We start from the raw sequence: 26633 nt of genomic DNA, 5'->3' as shown, positions 1-26633 counted from the left end.
GCCTCTATATTTGCGGTTCTTATGACAATGACAAAATGATTAATTATCTTTATAAATTAAAATATTTCTTGTCTGTGGTGATAAAGCAGGAATAAAAATACGTCGCGACTGACGACGCTGTACGAGCAAACCCTGATAAACACGTTTTTGTGCCTGACACATTAAGAGTCCACCAAAATAAGGCAAAAGATAGCGAGCAAATGGCTCATAAAAAAATGAGAACAACCGCGAAAAATAACCCGTAGAGGGCATATAGTGTACAATTTCTTGTATTGGCCCAGAAACAAAATTTGTTTTTTCGAACAAACGAGTAATTTGTTGCCGACTATAGGGTTCGCCATAACCAAAGGGCGTAGTAATATTGCGCGCCCAAAAACCAGAGCGATTAGGTACAATAACGATCAAGTGGCCATTAGGTGCTAAAACACGCCATATTTCATTCAACGTTTCAAATGAATTTTCTGTATATTCTAATGCATGTACCAATAAAATACAGTCAACTGACGCATCAGGAAGTGGCAAATCTTCTTCAAAAACAAGCGCTGTAGCAACTTGCTCAGAACAAGGCCAAGGCGAAACACCCTGAGAAGCTGGCATAAAAGCAAAACATTGTTGGGCACGTTCACGCAATGTAGAAAGATAAGGAAGTGCATAACCCAATCCCATAATCCGTTTATCCGTAAGATCAGGCCACCATAAATTCAATTGGTCACACAGCGTTTTTTGCACACGCAGTCCAAGTGCAGAAGCATAAAAATCTTTCAGCGTAACGATATCCAACTCAACATACCATGTAGAAACAAATTTCAAACATTACAGATTTTCATATACCAAACCTATATGGACTTCTGCTTTTTTTCCGCAATAGCGAACATTTCAATATTGCATATTTTAAACTTAAATGATTAAAAAATCAGTACAATAGGATGATTATTGCCTTACAAGCACTTTAATCATTTTTTTGGAGATAAACCCCATAGAGGTTCTTCATATACTGTTTTTGACATCAATTAAGAAAAAAGCCAACACTGGTTAATTAAAATGAAGCAATCTTTCAAGATAGTTTTTTTCTTCTTCTGAAAGATGCTCTTTACCAAGACGTTTGCGAATTTCATCCAAAATCTGCCGCGTACGCATTTGATCACTTTCTTGTGGTAGTGCCTCGCCTTCTTGTTCTTCATCTGTTTTTGAAGAAAGTGGACGTCCTAACGGATCTTTAGGACCAGAATCAGCATTTTGATCATTTCCCGTTTCTTTAAGTGTTTCGCGCATTTTTTTCAAAACATTTTGTGCACCTTGCCTCAAAGATTCCAAAGCATCAGACTGATTTTGTATAGATACCTGATGATTTCCATTATCAAGAGCATTTTCCGCAGAATTCATTTTTTCTTCTGCCCTTTTCAAGGCGCCCCCTGTTTCAAATCCTTGTTCTGATAATTCTTTTTCTAATGTTGATAATTCAGATTGCAATTCAGCTTGACGTTTTTTTAAAGATTTTTTTTGTGTTTCCGGTACATTTTCTCCGCGTTTTTGTTCCATCTCTAACTGATGTGTTTCATTGAGAATTTCTTGCTGACGACGCATTAAATCTCCAAGCTGGTCCATCTTTTCTTTCATTTGTGCAGATTGGCTTTTTTCTCCCTCATTTTGATTACCTTTTTGCACATGCAAATGATCAAGCGTCTGTTCAACTTCCGCCAAGAGTTGTTCAGCTGCTAAAGAAGAGCCTGTTTTAGCCATTTCCTCAATTAAATTTAACTTTTCTTGTAATGTAGCTTCAGAAAGATTAGGACTTTTTGAGCTTTTAGAATTTTTAGAAACTTGACTATCCGGTGCTTTTTCAGCCAAAGCACGAATATACTCATCCATAGCTTGACGTAAATCTGCCATAAGCCGTTCAATTTCTGCCGCTGAAGCACCGTAACGCAATGCATCACGTAAAGCAGCTTGTGCTTGTTTTAACTTTTTTTGCACGGATTCAAGTTGATTGCCTTCAATACCCAAAGCAATTTGCCATAAATAATCCACCACATCGCGCAAATCCTCGTCTGTTTGTGCTAAAGAAAGTCTTGTCCACGCACTTTGTAGAACAATAAAATGCGATGCATTTTGCAACCCCTTTTCTGGACGTACAAGCAAAGCAGAAAGCATATCAAGTACCCGCTCTCGCGCTAAAGGATTAAGAGCTAATAAACGACGCAGTTCAACCACTGCGCGTGCAACAGGATTCGAAAAAACACGCTGTGGTAATATCATAACAAAAGTTTTGCTACGCCCTTTCTGCCCCGCACCATCTTCTGCCACCAAAGTAATTTTGACTTGCGAACCCGCCCATGGATGCGCTGATATATCCTGCACCATTCGCATTTTCCCCTTTCCACCACGCGGAAGAAGAAGCTCTATTTCCGGAGCATTATAAAGAGAAGAAGCACTTTTATTCTGAGGAAGAAAAGGCTCTATTTCAACAAAAGCCTTTGTCACACCATAAGCATCATCCACCACATATCGTAACTCCAATGATCCCGTTAAAATCCTCCCTGGTTTTTCCAACCAATGAATTGTTGGAAGCGTGTCCTTAATTATCTGCAAATGCCATTGCTGTTTTTTACGACGTGATGATACAAATAAATTTATTGGATGCTTTAAATGTGTTTCAAAATGAACAATTGGATCATTCAAAGCTGTTTGTTCCGTTTTCTCTGAAAACGAAACTTCCCTCCCATCTTCTACAGACTTTGCTTTTACTGTAATGCCAGCCCCATTGACAACACGCACAACAACATTACTCCCTTCAGGGATTTCTAGTTGTGTTTTCTCATCTTTTGTCAAATAAATCGGTGCCACACCGGTATAAGCAGGTGGTGTTACCCAAGCATCAATCCGCATGAGTTTTTCATCAACGATAGGACGAAAATCAAAGGCATCAGCCAAACGCCCCCCTTGTGAACCAAAAGAAAAACTAAAAGCGCACACAAAAAGAAGAGCACACAAAGCCCTCAAAGCTAAAGGATCATAATCCGCACTATTAAGAGAGATAAATCCAGTTTTTAAATGGTATAATTGCTTTGCCATTCGGCGTTGATGTTCACGCCAAATAACAGCACTAAAATCTTCATCATTTTCAGAACATAAACGATCTGTCTGAATATTCAAAGGCTGATGTCTAAGATCATTGACGCGTTCAAGGCGGCAATTTACTTCCCGCATTGTGGGAAACCGAAAACGAATAAGAAAAAATAAACTCGCCCCAGCACAAATAAGTATAACCCCAAGTAAGAGCAAATGTGACCAATAGCCCAAAATACCAAAAAGTCCCAACCAGCTAAACGAACAAAAGAGACTAAGAACGAGGAAAAATGGTAACAACCGTACCCACATCCGTTCAAATGAAAGGATCCCCCACATCAAAATGCGCACACACAAAAGCTTCATTGCAAAACCTTTGATGTTTTTATTTTTCATAAACAAGCATTTATCCCCTTTTATCGTGGTGCATTAAGATCATAAACCCCATACAAAACAATTTCTAGAAAATAAATTGTTTCATCAAAGTTTAGTAAAAATAAGACCCAAAATATTTAATAATGCTCAATCTAATTTGGGCTCAATCCAATCTGGAATATGATCACAGCCTATCAATTGTGCATAATCAAGGCGTGGACGAATGACTGCATAACGCGTATCCTGAACCAGAACTTCCGGCACCAAAAGTCGACTATTATAAGTGCTTGCCATCACTGCGCCATAAGCCCCTGCTCCTGTTAACATCAAAACATCACCCGCTTTCAACACTGGCAAAGAACGTTCCAAGCCTAAATAATCACCAGTTTCACAGATAGGACCGACAATATCAGCATTAATCAGAGGGGCATCTATTGGTGTTTTTTTCACTGGCATTACATTTTGCCACGCATCATAAAGCGTTGGACGCATGAAATCATTCATCGCCGCATCAACAATAACAAAATTTCGTCCTTCCCCCTTTTTTAAATACACAACCGATGTCACCAACACACCGGCTTCACCAACAATACTACGCCCAGGTTCTAGGATAATATTGATCCCTAAAGGCGCAATATGTTTCTTTACCAGTGCTGCATACTCAAAAGGAGAAGGTACTGGATTCTGCTCATAACCATAAGGAATACCAAGCCCGCCCCCAATATCGATATGGGTTATCGCATAACCATTATTCCATAATTGACGCACAAAATCTGCAACAATAACAAATGCATCCTCAAACGGTTTTAAATCACAAATTTGACTGCCAATATGGAGATCAACACCACACACATGAAGACCGGGCAATTGAGCTGCTTTTTTATATGCATCACCCGCCAAAGACAGTGGAATACCAAATTTATTCTCAGACTTACCTGTTGTAATTTTCTTGTGAGTCTTAGCATCCACATCAGGATTAAGGCGTAAAGAAATACGAGCTGTTTTTGAAAGCGCAGCAGCCCGCGCCGATAATTGTTCAAGTTCTGGCTCTGATTCAACGTTAAAACAATAAATATCTTGTGCAAGAGCAAAATCTATTTCTCTCACTGTTTTACCAACACCAGAATAAACAATATTCTGCGCAGGAATACCAACAGCAAGTACACGCCGTAATTCCCCTTCTGAGACCACATCAGCTCCCGCTCCATTGTTAGCTAAAAGTTGTAAAACTGCTTGATTGGAATTCGCTTTAACCGCATAAGCAATTAAACTCGGCATATCATGAAATGCATTCTGATAATCTTTAAAATGTGCAACGATTGCGCTAGCTGAATAACAATAAAAAGGTGTTCCAACTTCCCGCGCAAGTTCCAAAAGAGAAAGACCTTCAGCGTGAAGCACACCCTGATGATAAGAAAAAAAACGCATAAAAATTCCTATTGTATTAACCGATCAAGAATAAAAGGTTTATCTGTTTTGCCTTGAGAAACAAAAGTTCCTTGTGAAGAATTCACTCCTGTTGAAGGAGGCATCTCCAATGACCCTTTACGCCCACACCCAACGACACCAAAGCCCCCAAAAAGGACAACCATCAACCCCTTTATTATAATTTTCATCTGTCCTCTTTCCTCATCTCGATTTCTTTTTTACCTTTAAAATACAATCACTCAAGCGCTCACGAGACGCTTTTTCCAATACGCAATTTGTCGAAGAACCTCTGAAGGCGCTGTTCCCCCAAAGCTTTTACGACTTTCAACAGATTTTTCAACGGTCAAAACATCAAAAAGTGTCGCATTGATATCAGGACAAATTGCTTGAAGTTCATCTAATGATAAATCATGAAGGCGACACTGTTTTTTTTCTGCCAATGCCACAGCACACCCTGTGATGTGATGTGCTTTGCGAAAAGGAATCCCTAAATTGCGTACAAGCCAATCCGCAAAATCTGTAGCTGTTGCATACCCTAAATCCGCTGCTTGTTTCATAGCTTTTTTATTCACTTTCAAATCAGCAATCATCCCTGTCATTGCTGCTAGTGATAATTCCAAACTCAAAGCCCCATCAAACACATATTCCTTATCTTCTTGCATATCCTTTGAATAAGCAAGCGGTAATCCTTTCATCACCGTTAACAATCCCATAAGTGCAGCATTCAATCGACCTGCTTTCGCTCGTACTAACTCTGCCGCATCAGGATTTCTCTTTTGTGGCATAATAGATGAACCCGTTGAAAAAGCATCTGATAAATGAATAAAACAAAACTGTTCACTTGACCAAAGAATTATTTCTTCTGCTAAACGTGAAAGATGTGTTGCACAAAGAGCGCCAGCGCTTAAAAATTCCAATGCAAAGTCACGATCTGAAACACTATCAATTGAATTGCGTGTAGGTTCCCGAAAGCCTAGCGCTTTTGCTGTCATAAAACGGTCAATTGGAAAGCCTGTCCCCGCTAAAGCAGCCGCCCCTAAAGGCGATTCATTCATTCGCTCAAGAGCATCACGCATCCGCGATAAATCTCGACCAAACATTTCAACATAAGCCATCATATAATGACCCAATGTTACAGGTTGAGCCAATTGTAAATGCGTAAAGCCTGGCATAAAGGTATCAACATGTTGTTCTGCGCGAATAAGTAATTGCTCTATCAATCCTTTTAAAGCTTGTGCTATCTTTTGCGTTGCTTCACATACCCACAAGCGAAAATCAACAGCAACTTGATCATTGCGTGAACGCGCCGTATGCAAACGCCCAGCTACAGGACCTATCAATTCGCTCAGTCGCGCTTCAATATTCATATGAATATCTTCAAGCTTTCGTGAAAAAACAAATTTACCGTCTTCAATTTCTTGGCGAATAAGTTTCAAACCATGAACAATTTTTTCATAATCTGATTGTGAAATGATTTTCGTTTGCGCTAACATAGCCACATGAGAAAGAGAACCTTCAATATCTTGTCGATAAAGTTTTTGATCAAAATCAATAGAAGCATTAATTTCTTCCATAATTGCAGCAGGAGCTGCCGCAAACCGACCACCCCACATTTGGTTCTTTAACTTCTCATCTGTCATATTCTGAAAACACCCATCCAAAGGACAAAATTATGATTTTTCAAATTTTCATCAGCGAAAAAAACAATAAAAAAAGGCAACTCTCCCTTGCATTCTTTATCATTGCATTGAGTTTATACGCAACCATAAACTACGATACCAAAAGAGAGTTTTTTCTTTTCAATTTCATTTCAGCAGCACAAGCACAAGAAATAAATACTGATAAAACACGAGCAGAAAAAATGATGGCGATACGAAAAGCAGCAAAAGGCTTTTTTAGCCACATACGATTTGCTGATACGCCCTCAGATATGAATAAACTCTCTTTCAAGGATATTCTAGGAAAAGAGCACACACTCAGCGAATTTACTGGAAAACCAATGCTGGTCAATCTATGGGCTATTTGGTGTGCACCTTGCCGCACAGAAATGCCTGAACTTGCGCAATTAAAACGTGAATTAGGTGGAGAAAACTTTGATGTCATAGCTATTAATATCGATAAAACTGCTTCTCCTGAAAAAATTCAGCAATTTTTACAGAATATTCATTCAGATAATTTGCTTTACTATCGCGATGAAACAATGGATATTTTCAACAATGTTAGAAAACAGGGGCTCGCTTTAGGACTCCCCATTACATTACTCATTGATAAAGATGGATATCTCATTGCTTCTTTCAATGGTGCAGCTCCGTGGGCCAATGACGATGCCAAAGCACTTATAAAAGCAGTCATTAAAGAAGCCCTATAACTTTAATAACCGCGTCTTTTTAAACGTTGTATAACAAGATCCAGTGCTGACAAAAAAGCAGAACGGTCTTTACGAGAAAAAGGACGGGGACCACCTATTATATTGCCCTGTCCACGCAAATCTTCCATCAAATTGCGCATCGCCAAAGCCTGACCAATTGAATTTACATCAAAAATACGCCCCGTTGGCGAAAGACAAAAACCCCCAGCTTGCACAACCCGTGCTGCTAAAGGAATATCACTGGTAATAACGATACTTGCCTCATGCACATGTTCTACAATCCAATCATCAGCACCATTGAATTCACCAGCAACGACCACTCTTTCAATGAGTGCTTCATCTGGAAGAGACAAAGAACGATTTGCCACAACAAATGTCTTAAGCTGATAACGATTCATCACACGATAAACTTCATCTTTTACAGGACAAGCATCCGCATCAATCAACAAAGTGATAGCAGGCTTTATTGGGATATTCATACCTTGGCTTTCAAGCAATAATAAACTCTTTCATTCATCTGAATGTTGCAAATCCTTGCGATAAAACATTATCGCCGCGTTTATTTCTCCTCCCAAAATAAAAATTGCACTCAATATGTAGAGAAAAATAATAGCAACCATAATAGATGCCAACCCTGCATAGGTAGAAATATAATCAAACATCGTTAAATATTGCGCAAAAGCGATAGAAGCCATAAACCATATAAACATTGTCACCACTATTCCTGGTAAAATATCTATAATTTTCCGCCGCCCTGCTGGAAGCCATTTATGAACAATCAAAAGACTGATAAACAAAATAACGATTGCAACTGTATAACGCCATACACGAATAACAGCAATATATTCAGTCATAAAAAAAGAATGATTTTGCATAATTTTGATCAACAAAGGCGCCAGAATCAATAAAAAACTAATCACAACAAGACCAACAGCTCCAAGGATTACAAAAAACAGACTTTGAAAACGACAAAATAACAAACTCCGTCGATCAGTAACACGGTAAGCTTTATTTAAAGCCGTACGCAAAGCCTCTATCCCATTAGAAGCAAAATAAGCCGTTCCAATGACAGAAAGCGTCAACACACCTCCTCGATGAATGGTTAAAACATTGACAATTTCCTGAGATAACGGCTCTGCAATAACATCAGGCAATAACTGCACCAGTGCTTTAATTTTCTGCGGTGTATAGGTAAAAGCACCTAGAAAACGAGCAAACGATGTTCCAAAAATAAAAAAAGGGAAAAATGCTAAAAGCCCCGATAGCGCAACATGGCTTGCAAAAGCACTCCCACTATCACGCCAATAATGACTTACTGCGTCACCAAAAATACGATAGCTATACCAAAAGATATTTTTTAACAAAACTCAATACTTTCTGGTAAAACTCTTCCTCAGTCTATTTCAAGTTTTATAAAAATCATCAAAACTCTGCAAATAAACATTTTGCAATGTTGCAATATAAAGGTCAATAATCAATACGGTCAAGCCCGACTTTATACCAAAACAAAAACAATAACCCACTCTATGAAGTTCTACAACGACTTCATTTTTTTGTTACTTCTACAGATCAGTAACCTCTTCTGTACATCATATGCCCTATAGAGAACTAAGCAAGATGATCGTGCACACATAAAACCTTTTGAAGTCATGGTTATCTGTATCGAAGCAATCACCACTCTTTTTTATTGCAATCTATGACTGAATAAAGAAAAAACTTCTTATCGATTTCTAGAAAAAACCAACGAAATTCAACAACCCCCCCTTGCTTTTATTTACCCTTTTTTAGAAACACTCTGACGTCCAAAATCAGGAGCATCAATTTCCTGTCCAGCATCAATAATATTGCGACGTACAGCACGCGTACGTGTAAAAAAGTTAAACAGTGTCTCACCATCTCCTAAATGAATTGCCCGTTCTAAAAAAGCAAGCCCTTCACTAAAACGACCCAACATTTCTAAAATAGCATCTTTATTATGCAAACAAATATCCCGCCACATAACGGGATCAGAAGAGGCCAAACGCGTAAAATCACGAAAACCGGAAGCGGAATAAGCAATCACTTCCGAATTTGTTACTTTTTCTAAATCACTCGCTGTCCCAACAGTATTATACGCAATCAAATGGGGTAAATGTGAAACAATAGCCAAAACAAGATCATGATGCTTAGGTTCCATCTTTTCGACACGCGCACCACAAGCTTCCCAAAACGCTGTTAATTGTGCGACAGCAGCAGCATCGCTATCCGCAAAAGGCGTTAAAATACACCAACGATTCATAAATAAATCAGCAAAACCAGCATCCGGTCCTGAATATTCCGTTCCAGCAATTGGATGCCCTGGAATAAAATGAACCGTTTTTGGCAATAAAGGTGCCATTTCCGCAATAACCAACGCTTTCGTAGAACCAACATCACTCACAATCGCTCCAAGTTTTAAATGATCACGAATGGTTTTTGCCACTTCTGCACTAGCCCCAACAGGAACAGAAAGAATAACCAAATCTGCTCCTTCAACAGCTTTTGCATTATCTGTCGTATAAAAGTCCCCAAGCTCCAATTCACGCGCTCTTTTCAGGGTTTCTGGACGACGTGTTGCAATAGAAATCTGAGCCGTAAGATTTTTCTTTTTAATCACTCTTGCTAAAGAAGACCCAATCAGACCGATCCCAATGAGTGCTATTTTTTCAAACTGGATATGGAGCATCTTTCACCTTCAAAGATTCTTTGCAAATGGCAATAAAGACAATTGTAAAATCACAATTTTCTTGTTTGTTTGTTCAAGAGTTATGCGTAAAACATTAAAAAATGACAACTAGGGAATAAAGAATAACGCAGTTTACCAATTATCACCTGCGCAAGCTGACAACAGATCACTTTACCTAGAAAACACATAAAAAATAAATGACGAGAAATCTAAAATCACGCTCTAAAACTCCCTCTTAATTACTGATCAAAGCGCATCACCGAAACAAAATAAAATGCACTCTCAATTAGGATAACAACGACTCTACATAAAATCCCATCAGTTTACTTTATCTTACTAATTTACTCACAAAAAACACATCAAAAGCGTAAGCAGACACTAACTCTTCTCCAATTATCCCGATACGTTCATTAATTTGTACATTAGACCTATATAAAAACGTATTACGCCTCCACCTACAACATCAACATAAGTTTCGCGAATATTGAAAACACCGTAAAACAACGCATACCAAAATATACCATTAAAAACATTTTCCTCTCCCGATTCCGGATACCGTAAATCAAATAAATATGAGAAAAACACGCCCTCTCAATAAAGAAAAAGTTTGATAACAAAAACACCGAATATCCCTTTAATGGAATCACACCCCTTACGTAAAACAGAACGCCCTCAACAGAATAAATTTGGATTACAAATTCATGGGTTTGTTTTAAAAGGCATCTCGCTCCCTAGCCTATCTCACGACAGTGTTCGTAAATGTTATAACTATAAATCTATTAAGCACGACCCTCTTCACACTTAATAAAACACTATCATTATATTTTCCTACCCCCAATGTTGCAAAAAACCTTGGAATTTGAGAGCATTCATAAGAGGCATTTTTAGTGCTTTCTTGTACAGCTTTTATCCACACGCCCCCCACTTATGACGTGCAAAAGACATTGTTCTGATTGATTTAATATGAAAAATAATAAATTATTAATAATAAACAATGGCTAGTTCTGTTTATGAGACACATTCATTGCTAAGATAATCATCTCTGTATCAAACATAAAAGTTTCCCCATAAGTGCTGTCGTTTTCATCATAATCTATTTTGACCTTCTCCTCATCCCACGAAGATTCTTAATTCATACAGATCTGCACACCATTCACTTTCTTGTCTAAAAGATTCCTCTAGCTCACTATTTTATGTGATTCAATTAATCTATAATATATTGATTTATAAAAATAACAATTTTTTTCAATTTGAATTATAACTTCGAATACTGTAAAATTCTTCCATCACAAACCCTCTTATCAATTAAAATCTCTTGTCTACACGTCACAAGAAGACACGTGAGAAAAAATGATGAAAAACGCTCTCTAATGCTAAAAACTGTAGTAACATTAGAGGCTAGCAAAGTATATAATGAGTGTCGACTTGCGCTTTTATTAAGCATAAAGATAGAGTTGCTCTATGGGTTTTATATTCTTCACAAGGAACTTTACTTCTACACCATTCATAAACACCGCCGCGAAATAGATATGACGCGCATTGAAAAATATTTCTAAGAAAGCGTATGAATCTACCATACAAGTGTCTTCTGTTGTTTGAGATACTCTGTTTTACATGGGGGTGTTACTCCATTAAGACTCTATGAACCAACCTAATATTCACCAAATACCCACACAAAAAAACATCGAACACATAAAATTTGATATGGGCCTCGTATCACTATCCTAAAAACAGTATTTTACGACACAACAAAATAATAAAACTGTTTCAAAATGGCCTTTTGAAAATAAACTATTTCTTTTGAAGAAAAATTTCTATCAAGCTTTCAAGCTCCTAAAATGCATCCTCAAAAATACAAGTTCCATCAACCTCTACTTGATAGCATAACAGTTTTAATTGCTGAAAATACCTCTGTGGTATACCAAAAATAAAAAATCATTATATTTCTAGGCTGTTAAGCTGCCATCTGGCGTCGTGCAATAATTGTAAGCCCTAACAAAACTTGACGAATGATAGCTTCGCCCAAAAGTGGATTTTTACGACTGTCTAAAACAGCACTCTGAATTCTTTCCATTGCATAAGAAATTTGTTCTAATTTCCAATATTTTAAAGCTTGTTCAACGATCTTTTTCCGTTGAAAAAAAATGGGAGGACGAGCTTCAGAAACCACCGTAAAAGACGATTTTCCTTCAACCTCTACCTGATAACGCAATAGCTGTAATTGCTGAAAATGCCTTTGAGCTGTACTCAAAATTAAAAAAAGTGCCCCCTGCACTGCTGCATGTCGGTTAAAATGCGCTTCAAAGCCTGATATATCGCCCAATAAAAGAGCATCAATGACTTCATCTTGAGAAAGAACACTTACATCACTTACAACAGCTTTCACATCTTCAAGAGTAATATGAACATTTGCAGCGTAAAGACAAAGCTTTTCTAATTCACCTCGTGATACAAGGCGATCCGCCCCTAAACATTCATGCAACCATCTACGTGCATCTAAAGAAAGAGTCTTCTTAAACTGTCCTAAAACCTCATCAATCAAACCGTCAAGAGACCGCATATCATCGGCAAAACAGGGCAAAGCCATCGCTTTTGATGCTGTTTCAATAGCATTGCGCAACCCTGTTCCTTTTTTTAAATCCCCTGCCTCAATGAGAATAAAACAAGCTTCTGGTGGTTTCTCAATTAAAAGTTTTAAGGCAGCAAGAAAACCTTTTTGGTTAGCAGCATTAGAGATCCATATCAAACGATCTCCCCCAAAAAGCGATAACGTACGCGCTTCATTTTCTAAACGTGCAGGATCTTTATCAATTTCAGCAGCATCCAAACGAATTGTCGAAAATGGATCTTCTATTGCTACCCGTGTAAGTTTTGCAAAACATTGTGCACGCTCACAAATAAGACCACGATCTGGCCCATAAATGAGAACAATAGGAAAAGCACGTGAAAAACGCATTAGAAACTGATCAACTTCATGTGCTTTTTTCTGAGCCACACTATTAATCCATTAATAGTTCATCATCATCAAGAACTTCCCCGCGAACTTTCTGAAACATGCCAATTAAATCATTGACATCCAAGCCCTTCCGCTCTTCATGACAGACATCCAAAATCACTTTTCCACCATGCAACATCAAGGTACGATCGCCATAATCAAGAGCTTGACGCATAGAATGAGTCACCATGATAGTTGTTAATTTTTTCTCTTCAACGATTTTTTCAGTCAACCGCATCACAAAATCAGCCATTCCAGGATCAAGCGCTGAGGTATGTTCATCAAGCAATAAAACATCCGCATGTGCTAATGTTGCCATCACAAGACAAACTGCTTGGCGTTGCCCACCTGATAAACTATCCATAGGATTATGAATATATGTTTCAAGACCAATGCCTAATTGAGCAATTTTCTCTCGAAAAAATTGCCGTTTCTCATGATTTAAAGCCGCATGCAAACCACGACGACTTCCTCGAAGAGCAGCAAGAGCCAAATTTTCTTCAATTGTTAAAGAACCACAACTTCCCTCTAACGAATCTTGAAAAACACAAGCAATCTTTCCAGCGCGTTCACTGACTGATTGCCTAGAAACATTTTGTCCATTGATAACCACTTTCCCTGTTGAAGGAAGCGTAGCACCCGCTAAAACACTGAGCAAAGTTGATTTACCAGCACCATTTGAACCAATAACCGTAACAAAACTACCCTGATCAATTTTCAGGTTAATATCAATTAAAGCCTGTTTTTCCAAAGGTGTTTGCGGTTTAAATGTGACCCCAACATGAAAAAACTCAATCACGTTTATGCCTCCTCCAATAGCGTGGCACAATAAGGGTTAAAACAACCAACAGCGAAGTAATCAACTGAAGATCTGTCGACGTATCAATGCCAATGCCATTTGCTTCAAATGCAAATTGCACCGCCACACGATAAAGCACAGACCCTACAATACAGCTGATTATAATCCAAAAAATATTGCGCGTACGAAAGAGAGTTTCACCGATAATCACGGCTGCCAATCCAAAAACAATTGTTCCAATTCCACCGGTAATATCTGTTGCAATCGCAGTTTGAATATAAAGAGAACCACCAAGTGCCACACACGCATTGGAAAGCCCCATTCCAAAATATATCAATGCTGATGTATGGACACCTTGCGCCGTCGCCATGCGTGGATTAGCGCCCATTGCACGCATAGCAAGACCAATTTCACTTTCCAAAAAGCGCCAAATCAAAAACGCCATAACGAGCAACACAATACCAACGAAAAGAGGACGCACAAAAATATCAGACAAACCAAACAGATTATAAAAGGGGGTTAACGCCGTATCAGCAAGTGCTAAATTAACATTAGACCCTCCCATAATTCCCATAATACGAAGATTAACTGTATAAAGTGCTGACATTGTTAAAATAGAAGCTAAAAGATTCAAAATGCCAAAACGCAAATTCAATAGAGCTGTTAATAAACCAGCCACCATACCTGCACAAAAAGCGCATGCCATAGCTGTCCATGCATTGAAACCCAAGAGAATCAAAACACCACAGACACAGGAACCAAGAAGAAACGATCCATCAACTGTTAAATCAGGAAAATCTAAAACCCGAAATGAAAGATAAACCCCTATAGCAACAAACGCATAAATAAGGCCTAATTCCACAGCACCAGAAAACGCAAATATATTCATGTAAAGACAATCCCCATGAAAACTTAACGTATTTTTATTGTATCAACACTCTATCAATAAAAGTTATTGAATCACTTTTGTTGCACGGTCAATAACTGCCTGCGGAATAACAATCCCTGCTTTTTGGGCTGCTTTCAAATCAATTCGAATGTCATTATTAGCCGCCTGCACAACATCAATATCACCAGGCTTTTCACCCTTTAGAATACGCACAACCAATTTCCCAGCATCAACCCCTACATCATAGAAATTCACACCTTGCGTCATAAAAGGCCCACGCCCGATAGTATTAGCATCAACAGTAAATACAGGCATATTGGCTTCCTCTGAGACCTTTATTGCACCTTCTAAAACAGATAAAATCGTATTATCAGCAGGAACAAAAATAATATCGACCTTACCGATTAAAGCGCGTGTTGCTGCCTGAACATCTGAAGGCTTTGGTGCCGATGAGGGAATAATTTCAATTCCAGCTTTTTTTGCTACATCCTTTAACGTTTTAAGTGTCGAAACAGAATTTGCCTCAGAAGCATTATAAAGATAACCAATTTTTTTCAAATCTGGTTTTACTTCTTGTAAAAGTCTAACACTTTCTGCAACATCTATACGATCCGAACTCCCCGTCATATTACCGCCAGGTTTGGTAAGTGAAGAAACGATTTTAGCTCCGATAGGATCAGAAATTGCTGCAAAGACGATAGGAATTGTTTTTGTTGCCGCAAGCATCGTTTGTGCTGAAGGCGTGGTAATTGCTACAATAACATCGGGTTTATCACCAACAAATTTACGCGCAATTTGCGTTGCTGTTGAAATATTACCCTGCGCTGATAAAAAGGTAAGTTGAAAATTTTCACCTTGCTTATAACCATTTGCTGCAAGCACATCTTCCACACCTTTACGAACAGCATCCGCAGCAGGATGGACCATAATTTGCGTTATTGCAACTTTAACGTGTTTAACTTGGTCATCGGCCTTTGCAACACTGTTCATCATAAAAACAGTTGCAATGATAATCCCTAATATATTTATTCTCTTCAACATTATATTCCACCCCTCTCCATGCAAAAATTAAAAAAGGAATAATCTATTACTGAAGAATTTTCTAAAATCAATCTTTATTTCATTTTATTTAAACATGGACAAAATAAATCAAACTAAAATGATATTTTTTTGTTGCAATTCGTAGAAGCCTACGCCATACAGACAAGACATATATCGAATCGGTAAGCGGGTGTAGCTCAGGGGTAGAGCACAACCTTGCCAAGGTTGGGGTCGTGGGTTCGAATCCCATCGCCCGCTCCATTGAATTTTGTATTTATTCGTTCTTGTGTGGAGTTATAGCTTGTCATCGGTTGTTGTAGCTGTATGTATGTAGCTTGCCAGCAGGTTTTATATATATATTTCCACTGTAGCTTGCCAGCAGGTTTTGTATGTTTTGCCACTAGGTTTTGTACCAATTTATTTTTTTCAAAGAGTTTTTAAGGGGTTCTCAAAGGGTCTTCAAAGACCTTTCAAAGATCATTTAAAGGTCTTTTATGTGTATTGTTACTTTTTCTATATCGCAGTCGATGATGAAAAATCTCTCACGCTAATTGTAATTATTTTCAAACGAAATAAACTGTTTTCACCTATTATTTAGAGTAAATTAAGTTTTTGGGATTTCTGGCACATCATTTGAAAGACAAAAGAAATGTTCCCTTGTACTTGTGCAAACAGCGTGGACATCATTTGATAATCCTCTTTCTTGAACAAATTCTTATCCAGAATAATCTTCAATACAAAAATAAATTAATAACTTGGTTTATAAAGATAATTTATAATTATTCATATTGAGCAAGCGTCTAAAATATCATAGGATTATCTCATTTCAAATCTCTATACATTAAAATCACTCACAATCATCTGCTCACGCATAACAGGAAAAATTGAGGCATCAATAAAATTCACTTGAAGAAAGGAATAAAAACTCTTCTTCTGAAAACTCTGAAATACCAAAGATTATCGCAAAATTGGGAGCTAAAATAGTATAGAGGAGTACCCCTTTCACCTTGAAAACGTAAAAATGGGGAGCATAATAGCTTTATACACTTCATAGAGGCTTTAGACCATTCACGAACGTTATTATAAAATGGATATGACACACTTTGAGAGAAATCTCTTTAAAATAGACATGTGAATTAACAATATAAATGCATTCTATTTTACATGAGGAGCATAACTTCAAATCAAAATAAGGTAACATAAAGTATTGAAACCATCATAGCGCACAATAAAATCAGACCATTTTAAATGTTTAATGGTAACCTCTGCTAAACAACAGAATGAAAATTCAATTTTGAAAAGATTAAACCATATGCTACAGGTCTATTGAAACTCCGATTGTGCAATCGACTACCTTCTCGCTAAAACTTAATCACTATAAATATAAAAACCTTAAAGTCCGCTCTAAATTCGTAAAAGTTTCTAGATCTTGCTGTATTAAATGTTGAAACTCCTCATGGCTACTCATCTGAAACGCCAATAATTTCATAAAGCAGTTCCATAAAAAAGGATAATGACGTTGTAATATCCGAAAAAAATTTACCATATCACCTGAAAGATCATTGATAATTCCATCAGGAAGTATCAATTTCTATTTAGAAAACCCCATCCATGCCGACAAAAACTATGTAAATGTTAGATATATAATAATTTTGATGACGATTTTGGCTCATCCTGTTTTACCACCAATATAAGAAACAGCGAATATAGTGGATCCGCCAGCTTTAATATCGCCTTGTAAAAGGTCTTTCCCTCTACTCTTTTTGCTATCAAATCCTGATTTTACAATTCCTTGCTCTCTTTTTTATACTCAAAATTGCCTCTGAAACAGGATAGATTAATCGTAAAAAATATATAAAAGAAACAAATTATAACATTTTTTCTTATCCTTCTTAATACAAAATAACTGTTAAGCTACAATGCGCTAACACTTATCAGTCACAAGTCCAAAACATCATATAATGACGAAATAAATTCATAGAGTGAAGATTTTTCACTATCAACCGTTGTATTAATCTTTCCATAATGCATAAAAATGATGAAGCGGCCCTCGCCCTTTCCCTACTTTTAAAGCATCTGAGGCAGTTAAAGCGCCATGCAAATAATCTTTTGCTTGTTTAACAGCGCAATCCAAAGGTTGAGTAGGTAACAGAGCTGCAATGGCAGCAGAAATGGTACACCCTGTCCCATGATCATGAGTGGTTGAAAGACGAGAAGCTTCAAGTATAAAAAGGTTTTCACAATCACAATAAAGATCTGGACTAGAACAATCGTAATTTTCTGTACTATTTTTGGTAAGCGTATTCAAATGTCCCCCTTTTAACAAAACTGCATGACACCCTAGCGCCAAGAGTCGTGGAGCATATTGATACATAGTCTCTAAAGACCATTGCACTTCACATCCCAATAACAATGCAGCTTCAGGCAAATTTGGCGTGATCAAAGTTGACATCGGCACAAGAACATCACGCATAATTTCAATTGCATCAGACTTTAAAAGAACATCACCACTTTTTGCAACCATAACCGGATCAAAAACAATGAAACGCGCTTTATGATAAGCAAGACGTTCTGCAATAACCTGTGCAATCTGAGCATTTGCAACCATACCAATTTTAACGGCATCAACATGGATATCCTCAAAAACAGAATCAATTTGATCTGCAACAAAAGAAGCATCTAATGCCTGAAAAGAACGCACACCCTGAGTATTTTGTGCAACAACAGCTGTAACCACACTCATACCATAAGTTTTCATAGCTGAAAAAACCTTCAAATCCGCCTGCATTCCAGCGCCACCAGAAGGATCTGTTCCCGCAATAGATAAAATCCGTGGAATAAAAAGTTTATCTTTTTGTAATTCCATTAACCTCTTTCCTTCTGTTTTTAAATATCGGAAAATGAGTTACCGAAAAAATAGATGCTTGAGAAAACATAAAGAAGATGTTTTCTCATGTGAATTATATTATATATGAAGTCTTCTTATAGATATAAAATGGAAAATGTAGTGCTTATCCTTCGTTCTATTCTTTTTACGTTCGCTTTTTATACAACAACTTTCATACAAATGATTCTTTACGCTCCCGTTTATTTTTTAATGCCCCGCAAAAAGGCATGGATTGTCCCTAAAACATGGGCACGCGTTACACTCTTTTTGCAAAAATACATCGCAGGCACAAATTATGAGATTGAAGGTTTAGAAAATCTTCCCAAAGGACCCTATATCATTGCTCCAAAGCATCAATCGGCTTGGGAAACTTTCAGTCTTGTTCCTTATTTTGATGATCCCACTCTCATTTTAAAACGTGAATTGATGTGGATTCCATTGTTTGGCTGGTATATGGCAAAAACGCAAATTATCCCCATTAACCGCACAACACCCATCAAAGCCTTAAAAATGATTATACAAAAAGCAAAAGAGAAAGTAAAACAAGGGCGCCAAATCTTGATTTTTCCCGAAGGAACACGCCGACAACCCGGTCAAGAACCAGATTATAAGTCAGGAATTGTCGCGCTCTATAATGAATTAGGACTTCAAGTTGTCCCTATTGCACACAATGCGGGTTTATATTGGCCACGCAATAATTTTCGCCGCTATCCCGGAACAATTCGTGTCCGTATTCTTCCCCCGATAGAAGCGGGTTTAAGCAAACGTGATTTTCTAGATCAACTTGTCCAAAAAACTGAAAAAGCGTGTGATGAACTGCTTCTCTTAGCAGCTCAAGATCCTACCCCTCCTCCTATGCCACCATACGCTGTTCAGAAACTTCAAAAACTAAATCATCATGAAACAATGCACTGATTGATAAGAATAATGCATAACTTTGTATATTGAGCGGAGTATAGGGAACAAAAATATAAGAAAGATACTTCAAACTTTCTAATTCAAAATTGTAAAACACTTGTACATGATAAGAAATGATCAATGTGTAAATTTTTTTGAAAAAGAATTCTTCCTCTCTTTAAAGTTATTTAAATAACATACATCTCATTGATTTATAAGGATGTTTTAGCGTTATTCAACTTGAATGAGAACCCTGAATACCGTAAGATTTTCTCATTTCAAATCTATTCTAGGTTGAATCAATTAGAATCATTTTCTTACACATTACAAGCGGGGATATCTGTGTGAATAAAACGATACAAGAAAAGATTAAAATGCTTTTTACGAACCGTCTCAAGTGCCAAGGGCTATCCTAACAGGAGAGCAAGAAAAATGCATGATTATGCAGATTCATTCCTTTCTGAGAAATTCAATCCCTCCAAGAACCTGAAATCTTGTACAATCTTCATTATTTAAAAAGTATTTCTTGAGATACTTAAGTCATCAAACCAAATTCAAGGGGAAAATAAAAATGAGAATTGGTTTTTATCCCACAGACACAACGGATACAGCAATTAACCATCTTTCCTTCCTATCCTAGACTTAAATGCTTTGTGTGCTACATTAAAACAATTCTAAATAACGAATAAGAGGGAACTAGATTTAAATTAATGCGACGTCTCTTCTATAATTTATTTTTTTCTGTGTTTTTGAGTTTATCCAGCGCTGTTGCTCTAGCGCAGCCTTTTATTTCTGTTGATGTTACAACGAGGCGTATCTTAAAACATAATCAAGCTTTTGAGCGTTGGTATCCTGCTTCCTTGACAAAATTAATGACCGCTTATGTTATTTTTCGTGCCATGAGCCGAGGGGAAGTTTCACCAAACAAACATATCACCATCAGCGAATACGCCGCAAAAGCTCCCTCATATCGTTCAGGCTATAAAGCTGGTTCTGTACTCACACTTGATACAGCCTTAAGTATCACCATGGTTAAATCTACCAATGATTTAGCCATTGCCATGAGTGAAGCTGTTGCGGGTTCACAGAAAGATTTTGTACGTAAAATGAATAGCGAAGCTAAACGTTTAGGCATGTTTGGCACCCATTTTGCGAACGCAAGTGGTTTACCAGATCCTCAAAACTACTCCACGGCACGCGATATTGCTCTTTTAGCCGTTCAAATACGTCGAGAATTTCCACAATATGCTCATTATTTTTCTATTCCAGCCATTGATTTTGGTAATAATCGAAAAATCCAACATAACTCAAACAACCTCATTGGCCGTTTTTATGGGATAGACGGTATGAAAACAGGCTTTATTTGTGCCTCTGGTTTTAATCTTGTTGCCTCAGCCACCCGCAATAAACGTACAATTATTGCTGTCATTCTAGGTGCTAACAACATAAGTGAAAGAGAAGAAAAAGCTGCACAACTTCTTGAAATAGGATTTTTGCACCAAGGAAGCCCCCAATTAACACTAGCAACATTAAAACCTTATGGGAGCAACATAACACAAGCCAACAATATGAGACAACAAACATGCACACCTGAAGCCATAAAAATGCATGCAAATTCATATGATGATCAAGGAAATATTATTCTCACCTCACCTTTTATCACTGCTCCACCTTCTTTTTCTCATCCTTTATCAGTACACCTCATTCGTACGCCACAAACACCTAAAATGACAGTAAAACCACTAAGAAAACCCTATATTCCGTATAAAAGGCACGCAAACCATTCTATAAAAAGCCATAAATCATAATCTACAATTAATTATAATACTTTGATTTATAATGATAATTAATTATTTTGTACCTTATGTCAAAACCACAAGTATTGTAAGATTCTCTCATTTCAAATCTGTATTTATTGAATCAATAAAACCAGTCTCTTGCGCGCCACAAGGTGGATGAACATGTAGATAAAATAATTAAAACAAGGAATAAAAATCCTTCCTATAAGTCCTTTCAAGAACCAAAAATTATCATAACATTGACGCTAAAAGTGTATAATATACCCACGTGCACCTACCTTTATAAGCGTAAAGATAGTGGTACAATGGATCTCATGAGGGATTAGCCATTACATTCCTCACGGACATCATTATAAATTGGTTAGACATACTGAGATATATTTTTTAAAAACAAAACTATGATTGATGATTAACATGAAAATAAAGCGCATCCCTCTCACGCTTATTACGGGTTTTTTAGGCTCTGGCAAAACAACTTTGCTCAACCGTATGCTACAAGACCCTCTTCTAACAGAATGTGCTGTTATCATCAATGAATTCGGCGAAATCAGTATTGACCACCTTCTGGTTGAAAAAACAACAGAAGGAATTATTGAGCTTGCCAATGGTTGCTTATGCTGTAATTTACGCAGTGATCTCATCGACACATTAATTGATTTAATAAATCGCGTTCAGACAGGACAGATCAAACAACTCCATCATATTATCATTGAAACCACAGGGATGGCTGATCCCGCCCCTATTTTAAAAATACTTTTAAGCCACCCATTGTTTATTCAAACATTGTCCATAAATGCTGTTCTTGCAACATTTGATACATTAAGTCCACTTTCCATATGTAAGCGCTATCCTGAAATATATAAACAATTAATATTTGCTGATAAAATCATTCTCACCAAAACAGATCTTAGAGACCCACAAACGCTTTCAGATGCACTCCTTAGCACACTTAAAACAATGAATCCTACAGCACAAATCATTGACGCCCATTCTAAAGATTTCTGTTCAAATCTATTAATAAATAACACATTATGGGATGAAAAAGTAGAAAATACAAAACTTAAACAAAATCTTACGACTACCCCACATGATCATCCCCCCCATAAAACCATTCGTACCTTTTCACTAAACTGTGAGGGTCATGTTGATTACGCCACAATTGAAGCTTTTTTAGATCTCCTACAAGAGCGTTATGGTACAAAATTATTACGTATTAAAGCAATTATCGCATTACGTGATGACCCTTATCGCCCACTTGTATTACATGGCGTACAAACATTTTTTCATCCTCCCATAAGATTACCAGCATGGCCAAAAGGAATAAAACAAACACGTTTCGTCATCATTGCCGATGGTGTTGAAAAAGACGCAATACAAAAGCTTCTCAATGCTTTTTTTAATAAACCAGCAATAGATACTGCAGACAAAACAGCTCTCTTAGAAAATCCTCTAGTCATTCCAGGAATAAAATTTTAATTTTTTCTCCCCTTCAATGATATAACATTAAATTCATTAGCACCACCATCTTTATGCTTTTAAAGGAGCAAACCGGCACCATTACACACTTTGCTAATTCCCAATGTTGAAACAAGTCCTTGGTATTTTAGACGGTTTGTAAAAAGCATTTTAGTCTTTCTTGCACAGTTTCACCCACGCGGTTATCCCTGCTTGTAACGTGCAAGCAAATGGTTTTAATTTATTCAACATGGAACAGCTTTGAAATGAGAGAATCTTACGGTATTCAGGGTTCTAATTTAACTTGAATAACACTAAATTATCATTATAAATAAAATTGTTATGATAAAAAATTTAATATCCATCAATCTGCAAACGGATTGTTTTCTCTCTAAATGCGCTTCATCTGCAAACCACTTCATGTGATTCATTTCACAGACAGATTGACCAAATTCTTGGTTCTAAAATATTCTGCTCAACTCTATATTTATTCAAGCTAATTGAAATCAAAATCCCTGTTAAGAAAAAAACCAAAATCAGACAGAGGCAATATCGCATTTTAAAATATGTGAATGTATCTTATATAACAGCACGACAAGACAATATTTTACAGCATAAAAGAATAAAACTCTTTGAAAGAAATAAAAAGAGAGGTGCATTTTATGTTAACTTACTCTTCACTAAAAATGAAGATTGACACCAGTGCCGATGTGCAAACAATCCAACTTCTTTGAGAAAATTCCTCTTGGCTTCCCACTTCATATGATTTACTTACATTAAGGCTCTATGAAAAAACTCTGCACTTTAAGACTATTGACCACTCACTTAAACACCTTGTGTGCAAAGTTTTTGCATATCCTGTATCGCCATTATTAAGTGATAGTGTTTACGGTGCTGTAAGATACAATAACACTTACTGCATTAGAGAAACTGAAGTTTTATCAGTATCGCGATTAAAAACGTAACGTTTTTCATAAACCTCAACAGTTGGAGGTTGACGATTTTTTTCAAAAAAATCATAACCTTTCTTAAGCATAACCCAGAATTGATAATGAGGATTCTTGCTATGACGTGACATATTAACCTCGGTCATGCGGAAAGGAAAAGCCTGCAACTGAAACTCTCTTTGTCCTCCTTTAAAAGCATCCCGTGCAAACGCATAAATCTGAGCCATGTTCTTATCACTCATAGAATAACAACCTGCGGAAAAGCAAGAACCATGCACCATAAGATTGCTTCCTGTGCGACCATTTTCCTGATCATAAAGGTTAGGAAATCCTATATTAAAAGAGAGATAATATTTTGAATAAGGATTCATTTGGTTTGCGCTAATAGTATAAAAACCCTCTGGTGTCTGAAGATCCCCTTCTTTATATTTAGGTCCAAGCTTACCAGACCATTTGCAAATGCCATAGCGAGCAACCAAGATAAAAGGTCCTGAACGAGATTGCTTCCAAACTTCAGCAAGATTTTCTTCCTTAAAAAACCGCATCATAATCGGTGCATAGGGATCTATATCATACAGAACCATTCTATTTTTGATTTCTTGCGGCAACGGCTGTTCAACTTTAGCGCGAATAGAGGCTGGTAATCTTCCTTCACATGCTGCCAATAGTCCCATTACAAACAACACACACACAGCGAGGAATCTGCTAAATGTCATCGAATAAAACTCCAATCCAACACCCCTCACAAAAAATAACCTATGTTAGAGACCGACCAATTTGAAGGTATTTTTCCCTTCGCTCTTGTTTAAGCACTTGACCATCTTTTCCAGCCATAGCTTTTAAAGCCTCTGAAATAACATCACCCGTTGCATCAATGACAATCTCTTTGCCACGATGCGCTCCCCCTAAAGGTTCCGAAATAATGCCATCAATAATCTTTAAGCGATACAAATCTTGAGCGGTAATACGCATATTCATTGCAGCATCTTTTGCACGAGCTGGATCACGCCATAAGATAGAAGCTGCTCCTTCTGGTGAAATAACAGAGTAAATTGCGTGCTCCAACATATAAACTTTGTTGGCAGCCGCGATTGCTATCGCCCCTCCAGAACCGCCTTCTCCAATAACAACGGAAACCACAGGAACTTTCAAACGCAAAGTTGTAGCTGTTGATTGAGCAATTGCTTCCGCTTGCCCACGTTCTTCAGCGCTTACCCCAGGATAAGCACCTGCTGTATCAATAAAAGTAAGGAGGGGCAAACCAAAGCGGTCAGCCATTTCCATAATACGTACAGCTTTACGATAGCCTTCTGGACGTGCAGAACCAAAATTATAGCGCAAACGTGTTTGCGTATCGTGACCTTTCTCTTGACCAATATAAGCAACGGCCTCACCTTTAAAGCGTGCAAACCCCGCTTGAATAGCCTCATCTTCAGCAAACTTGCGATCTCCGGCCAAAGGCGTAACGTCACTCAATAGGCGTTTAGAATAGTCCATAAAATGGGGACGATCCGGATGACGAGCGACTTGTGTTTTTTGCCACGGCGATAATTTTTTATAAATATCGCGCAACGCTGTTTGGGAACGCGTTTCAAGACGAGCAATCTCGTCACTCATATCAAGACTGCCTTTTTCCTGAGAAATTTTTTTTAATTCAAGAATTTTCCCATCAAGATCAGCAACTGGTTTTTCAAAATCAAGATAATTATACATTTGTGTCAACTCATTCAGTGTCACTTATACACTTATAATTTGCTTTATAAAGTCTTTTTCAAAAACATCACCTTTTCTTTAACGAGCCTTTTGCTCATCGGCAAGTGGATGATGCTCATTGACTAAACGATAAAGTCCCTCTTCCAACACATGGGTATAAATCTGAGTGGTAGCAATATCAGAATGACCTAACAAATGTTGAACGGCACGCAAATCAGCACCATTTTGCAAAAGATGACTAGCAAAAGCATGACGCAACACATGGGGAGAAAAGCTATCACTTCCTATCCCTGCTCTTCTAGCGAGATTTTTCAACTCTCGTGCAACGACTTGACGAGCAATATATCCTGTCTCGGAATGCGCAGGAAAAAGATAAGAACTCGTAGCGTCCTTTCTCTGATCACGCAAATTTAACCACTGTGAAAGAACTTGGCATGCTTTTTTTGATAACAGCACCATTCGTTCTTTTTTGCCCTTACCACGAACCAAAACGCTGTATTCATTCCTTCGAACAGACTGAACCGGCAGACTCACCAACTCACTAATACGTAACCCTGTTGCATAAAGCATTTCAATCAATAGCTGAAGACGCAGTGCACGGAAATAACCTTTGGACCCATAGTCTGCTTGATTGACTTCTAACTCCGCAAAATCAAGCAATTTTATCACTGCATCTTCACTCATGATTTTGGGCAAAGGACGCCTCTGACGAGGTGCATCAATATCATGAGAGGGATCATCTGCTCTCAACCCTTCAGCATAAAGGAATTGATAAAACTGACGCAAAGTTGATAAACGGCGCGCTTGCGACGATGCCGCAAAACCAAAAGTATGCATAAGTGACAAAAGAGTAATTAAATCTTCTTTTTGTGCTGAAAAAAGCGAAACAGAGTGTGAAGACAATTCGTCTTGTGCCCACTGCAAATCATGCTGATAAGCCGCAAGCGTATGAGACGAAGCCCCTCTCTCCGCACTCATCATCTCAAGAAAATGATCTATCACAGCACCACTTTTCATTTCATTGATTCGCTTCCGTAGAAAGATTCCATGAATCCAAGGGAACATCAATGTACATATCCACAGTTACTGGTTCAACCCAAACCACAAGAGCACCCATTATAATGAAAAGAACAGAAAGCAAAATGAAAAGAATCATCAAAAATCTAGTCAATGTTGGCATAAGACAATAACCTACCCAAAAATATTCTATCTCGTATTATGCCTCACAAAGATTAACAGGAATTGACTTTAAGATGGATAAATGCCGAAA

Annotated in this window: 20 protein-coding genes and 1 tRNA gene; 5 read left to right on the top strand and 16 right to left on the bottom strand. The window is 37.6% G+C overall.

What is annotated here, in order from left to right; genetic code table 11:
• Window positions 1-39 precede the first annotated feature (39 nt).
• The 5 genes from ACFIQC_RS01030 to argH form a co-directional block, all read right to left on the bottom strand.
• The gene (locus ACFIQC_RS01030; RefSeq protein WP_375629065.1) at window positions 40-810 is read right to left on the bottom strand and encodes a class I SAM-dependent methyltransferase; all 771 of its coding nucleotides are present in this window, start codon (window positions 808-810) and stop codon (window positions 40-42) included.
• A gap of 222 nt (window positions 811-1032) precedes the next feature.
• Window positions 1033-3462 carry a TIGR02302 family protein gene (locus ACFIQC_RS01025; RefSeq protein ID WP_375706611.1) on the bottom strand — a complete coding sequence of 810 codons (2430 nt, stop codon included), beginning with the start codon at window positions 3460-3462 and terminating at the stop codon, window positions 1033-1035.
• Window positions 3463-3588: 126 nt separating this feature from the next.
• The gene (gene lysA, locus ACFIQC_RS01020; RefSeq protein ID WP_375706610.1) at window positions 3589-4869 is read right to left on the bottom strand and encodes a diaminopimelate decarboxylase; all 1281 of its coding nucleotides are present in this window, start codon (window positions 4867-4869) and stop codon (window positions 3589-3591) included.
• 8 nt (window positions 4870-4877) lie between these two features.
• A complete protein-coding gene (locus ACFIQC_RS01015) occupies window positions 4878-5057 on the bottom strand; it encodes an LPS translocon maturation chaperone LptM (RefSeq protein WP_375620931.1) in 180 nt (59 codons plus the stop codon).
• 51 nt (window positions 5058-5108) lie between these two features.
• Window positions 5109-6509: an argininosuccinate lyase gene (gene argH / locus ACFIQC_RS01010; RefSeq protein ID WP_375620930.1), complete on the bottom strand. Its 1401-nt coding sequence runs from the start codon at window positions 6507-6509 to the stop codon at window positions 5109-5111.
• A gap of 32 nt (window positions 6510-6541) precedes the next feature.
• Here argH and ACFIQC_RS01005 point away from each other — a divergent pair, with 32 nt between their 5' ends.
• Window positions 6542-7237, top strand: a complete 696-nt coding sequence (locus tag ACFIQC_RS01005; RefSeq protein WP_375706609.1) for a TlpA disulfide reductase family protein — start codon at window positions 6542-6544, stop codon at window positions 7235-7237.
• A 2-nt stretch (window positions 7238-7239) separates the two neighbouring features.
• Here the strand turns inward: ACFIQC_RS01005 and ACFIQC_RS01000 are convergent, their stop codons facing one another.
• The 7 genes from ACFIQC_RS01000 to ACFIQC_RS00970 all read right to left on the bottom strand — a co-directional run bounded on the left by ACFIQC_RS01000 (window position 7240) and on the right by ACFIQC_RS00970 (window position 15665).
• A complete protein-coding gene (locus ACFIQC_RS01000; RefSeq protein ID WP_375706626.1) occupies window positions 7240-7716 on the bottom strand; it encodes a YaiI/YqxD family protein in 477 nt (158 codons plus the stop codon).
• Window positions 7717-7746: 30 nt separating this feature from the next.
• On the bottom strand, window positions 7747-8601 hold the full coding sequence (locus ACFIQC_RS00995) for a YihY/virulence factor BrkB family protein (protein ID WP_375612213.1): 855 nt from the start codon (window positions 8599-8601) through the stop codon (window positions 7747-7749).
• Window positions 8602-9011: 410 nt separating this feature from the next.
• Window positions 9012-9941: a prephenate/arogenate dehydrogenase family protein gene (locus ACFIQC_RS00990; protein ID WP_375620927.1), complete on the bottom strand. Its 930-nt coding sequence runs from the start codon at window positions 9939-9941 to the stop codon at window positions 9012-9014.
• Window positions 9942-11895: 1954 nt separating this feature from the next.
• A complete protein-coding gene (holA, locus tag ACFIQC_RS00985; RefSeq protein ID WP_375706608.1) occupies window positions 11896-12936 on the bottom strand; it encodes a DNA polymerase III subunit delta in 1041 nt (346 codons plus the stop codon).
• Window positions 12937-12940: 4 nt separating this feature from the next.
• Window positions 12941-13735 carry an ABC transporter ATP-binding protein gene (locus tag ACFIQC_RS00980; RefSeq protein WP_375612739.1) on the bottom strand — a complete coding sequence of 265 codons (795 nt, stop codon included), beginning with the start codon at window positions 13733-13735 and terminating at the stop codon, window positions 12941-12943.
• Complete coding sequence (locus tag ACFIQC_RS00975; RefSeq protein WP_375639923.1) at window positions 13728-14624, bottom strand: ABC transporter permease; 897 nt, start codon at window positions 14622-14624, stop codon at window positions 13728-13730. The genes ACFIQC_RS00980 and ACFIQC_RS00975 overlap by 8 nt, the downstream gene beginning before the upstream one ends.
• 63 nt (window positions 14625-14687) lie before the next feature.
• Window positions 14688-15665 carry an ABC transporter substrate-binding protein gene (locus ACFIQC_RS00970; RefSeq protein WP_273790096.1) on the bottom strand — a complete coding sequence of 326 codons (978 nt, stop codon included), beginning with the start codon at window positions 15663-15665 and terminating at the stop codon, window positions 14688-14690.
• Window positions 15666-15851: 186 nt separating this feature from the next.
• Here ACFIQC_RS00970 and ACFIQC_RS00965 point away from each other — a divergent pair.
• Window positions 15852-15926 (top strand) — tRNA-Gly (locus ACFIQC_RS00965).
• 1750 nt (window positions 15927-17676) lie between these two features.
• Here the strand turns inward: ACFIQC_RS00965 and thiD are convergent.
• Window positions 17677-18531, bottom strand: coding sequence for a bifunctional hydroxymethylpyrimidine kinase/phosphomethylpyrimidine kinase (gene thiD, locus ACFIQC_RS00960; RefSeq protein ID WP_375620922.1), 855 nt, complete (start codon window positions 18529-18531; stop codon window positions 17677-17679).
• A 129-nt stretch (window positions 18532-18660) separates the two neighbouring features.
• Here thiD and ACFIQC_RS00955 point away from each other — a divergent pair, with 129 nt between their 5' ends.
• The 3 genes from ACFIQC_RS00955 to ACFIQC_RS00945 all read left to right on the top strand — a co-directional run bounded on the left by ACFIQC_RS00955 (window position 18661) and on the right by ACFIQC_RS00945 (window position 22724).
• On the top strand, window positions 18661-19467 hold the full coding sequence (locus ACFIQC_RS00955; RefSeq protein WP_375620921.1) for a lysophospholipid acyltransferase family protein: 807 nt from the start codon (window positions 18661-18663) through the stop codon (window positions 19465-19467).
• A gap of 692 nt (window positions 19468-20159) precedes the next feature.
• On the top strand, window positions 20160-21257 hold the full coding sequence (locus ACFIQC_RS00950; RefSeq protein ID WP_375620920.1) for a D-alanyl-D-alanine carboxypeptidase family protein: 1098 nt from the start codon (window positions 20160-20162) through the stop codon (window positions 21255-21257).
• 405 nt (window positions 21258-21662) lie between these two features.
• A complete protein-coding gene (locus tag ACFIQC_RS00945; RefSeq protein ID WP_375620919.1) occupies window positions 21663-22724 on the top strand; it encodes a CobW family GTP-binding protein in 1062 nt (353 codons plus the stop codon).
• Window positions 22725-23616: 892 nt separating this feature from the next.
• On the opposite strand, the gene ACFIQC_RS00940 is transcribed toward ACFIQC_RS00945, so the two are convergent.
• The 3 genes from ACFIQC_RS00940 to ACFIQC_RS00930 all read right to left on the bottom strand — a co-directional run bounded on the left by ACFIQC_RS00940 (window position 23617) and on the right by ACFIQC_RS00930 (window position 26380).
• On the bottom strand, window positions 23617-24366 hold the full coding sequence (locus ACFIQC_RS00940; RefSeq protein WP_375620918.1) for a L,D-transpeptidase family protein: 750 nt from the start codon (window positions 24364-24366) through the stop codon (window positions 23617-23619).
• A 40-nt stretch (window positions 24367-24406) separates the two neighbouring features.
• On the bottom strand, window positions 24407-25363 hold the full coding sequence (locus ACFIQC_RS00935) for an acetyl-CoA carboxylase carboxyltransferase subunit alpha (protein WP_375611312.1): 957 nt from the start codon (window positions 25361-25363) through the stop codon (window positions 24407-24409).
• Between the two features lie 78 nt (window positions 25364-25441).
• Window positions 25442-26380, bottom strand: coding sequence for a site-specific tyrosine recombinase XerD (locus tag ACFIQC_RS00930; RefSeq protein WP_375706607.1), 939 nt, complete (start codon window positions 26378-26380; stop codon window positions 25442-25444).
• Between the last annotated feature and the right edge of the window lie 253 nt (window positions 26381-26633).

This window comes from Bartonella sp. AA126HLJHH (assembly GCF_042197425.1).
Classification (GTDB): domain Bacteria; phylum Pseudomonadota; class Alphaproteobacteria; order Rhizobiales; family Rhizobiaceae; genus Bartonella.
The sequence above is the reverse complement of the archived record's forward strand: the minus strand, read 5'-3'. Positions and strand labels throughout refer to the sequence as shown.

What these genes read in the sequence shown, in the direction of transcription:
- ACFIQC_RS00970 (WP_273790096.1), bottom strand. Translation starts at nt 15,665, where the DNA reads ATGTTGAAGAGAATAAATATATTAGGGATTATCATTGCAACTGTTTTT.
- thiD (WP_375620922.1), bottom strand. Translation starts at nt 18,531, where the DNA reads ATGGAATTACAAAAAGATAAACTTTTTATTCCACGGATTTTATCTATT.
- ACFIQC_RS01000 (WP_375706626.1), bottom strand. Translation starts at nt 7,716, where the DNA reads ATGAATATCCCAATAAAGCCTGCTATCACTTTGTTGATTGATGCGGAT.
- ACFIQC_RS00990 (WP_375620927.1), bottom strand. Translation starts at nt 9,941, where the DNA reads ATGCTCCATATCCAGTTTGAAAAAATAGCACTCATTGGGATCGGTCTG.
- ACFIQC_RS01015 (WP_375620931.1), bottom strand. Translation starts at nt 5,057, where the DNA reads ATGAAAATTATAATAAAGGGGTTGATGGTTGTCCTTTTTGGGGGCTTT.
- ACFIQC_RS00930 (WP_375706607.1), bottom strand. Translation starts at nt 26,380, where the DNA reads ATGAAAAGTGGTGCTGTGATAGATCATTTTCTTGAGATGATGAGTGCG.
- ACFIQC_RS00945 (WP_375620919.1), top strand. Translation starts at nt 21,663, where the DNA reads ATGAAAATAAAGCGCATCCCTCTCACGCTTATTACGGGTTTTTTAGGC.
- ACFIQC_RS00975 (WP_375639923.1), bottom strand. Translation starts at nt 14,624, where the DNA reads ATGAATATATTTGCGTTTTCTGGTGCTGTGGAATTAGGCCTTATTTAT.
- ACFIQC_RS01005 (WP_375706609.1), top strand. Translation starts at nt 6,542, where the DNA reads ATGATTTTTCAAATTTTCATCAGCGAAAAAAACAATAAAAAAAGGCAA.
- lysA (WP_375706610.1), bottom strand. Translation starts at nt 4,869, where the DNA reads ATGCGTTTTTTTTCTTATCATCAGGGTGTGCTTCACGCTGAAGGTCTT.
- argH (WP_375620930.1), bottom strand. Translation starts at nt 6,509, where the DNA reads ATGACAGATGAGAAGTTAAAGAACCAAATGTGGGGTGGTCGGTTTGCG.
- ACFIQC_RS00935 (WP_375611312.1), bottom strand. Translation starts at nt 25,363, where the DNA reads ATGTATAATTATCTTGATTTTGAAAAACCAGTTGCTGATCTTGATGGG.
- ACFIQC_RS00940 (WP_375620918.1), bottom strand. Translation starts at nt 24,366, where the DNA reads ATGACATTTAGCAGATTCCTCGCTGTGTGTGTGTTGTTTGTAATGGGA.
- ACFIQC_RS01025 (WP_375706611.1), bottom strand. Translation starts at nt 3,462, where the DNA reads ATGAAAAATAAAAACATCAAAGGTTTTGCAATGAAGCTTTTGTGTGTG.
- ACFIQC_RS00950 (WP_375620920.1), top strand. Translation starts at nt 20,160, where the DNA reads ATGCGACGTCTCTTCTATAATTTATTTTTTTCTGTGTTTTTGAGTTTA.
- ACFIQC_RS00955 (WP_375620921.1), top strand. Translation starts at nt 18,661, where the DNA reads ATGGAAAATGTAGTGCTTATCCTTCGTTCTATTCTTTTTACGTTCGCT.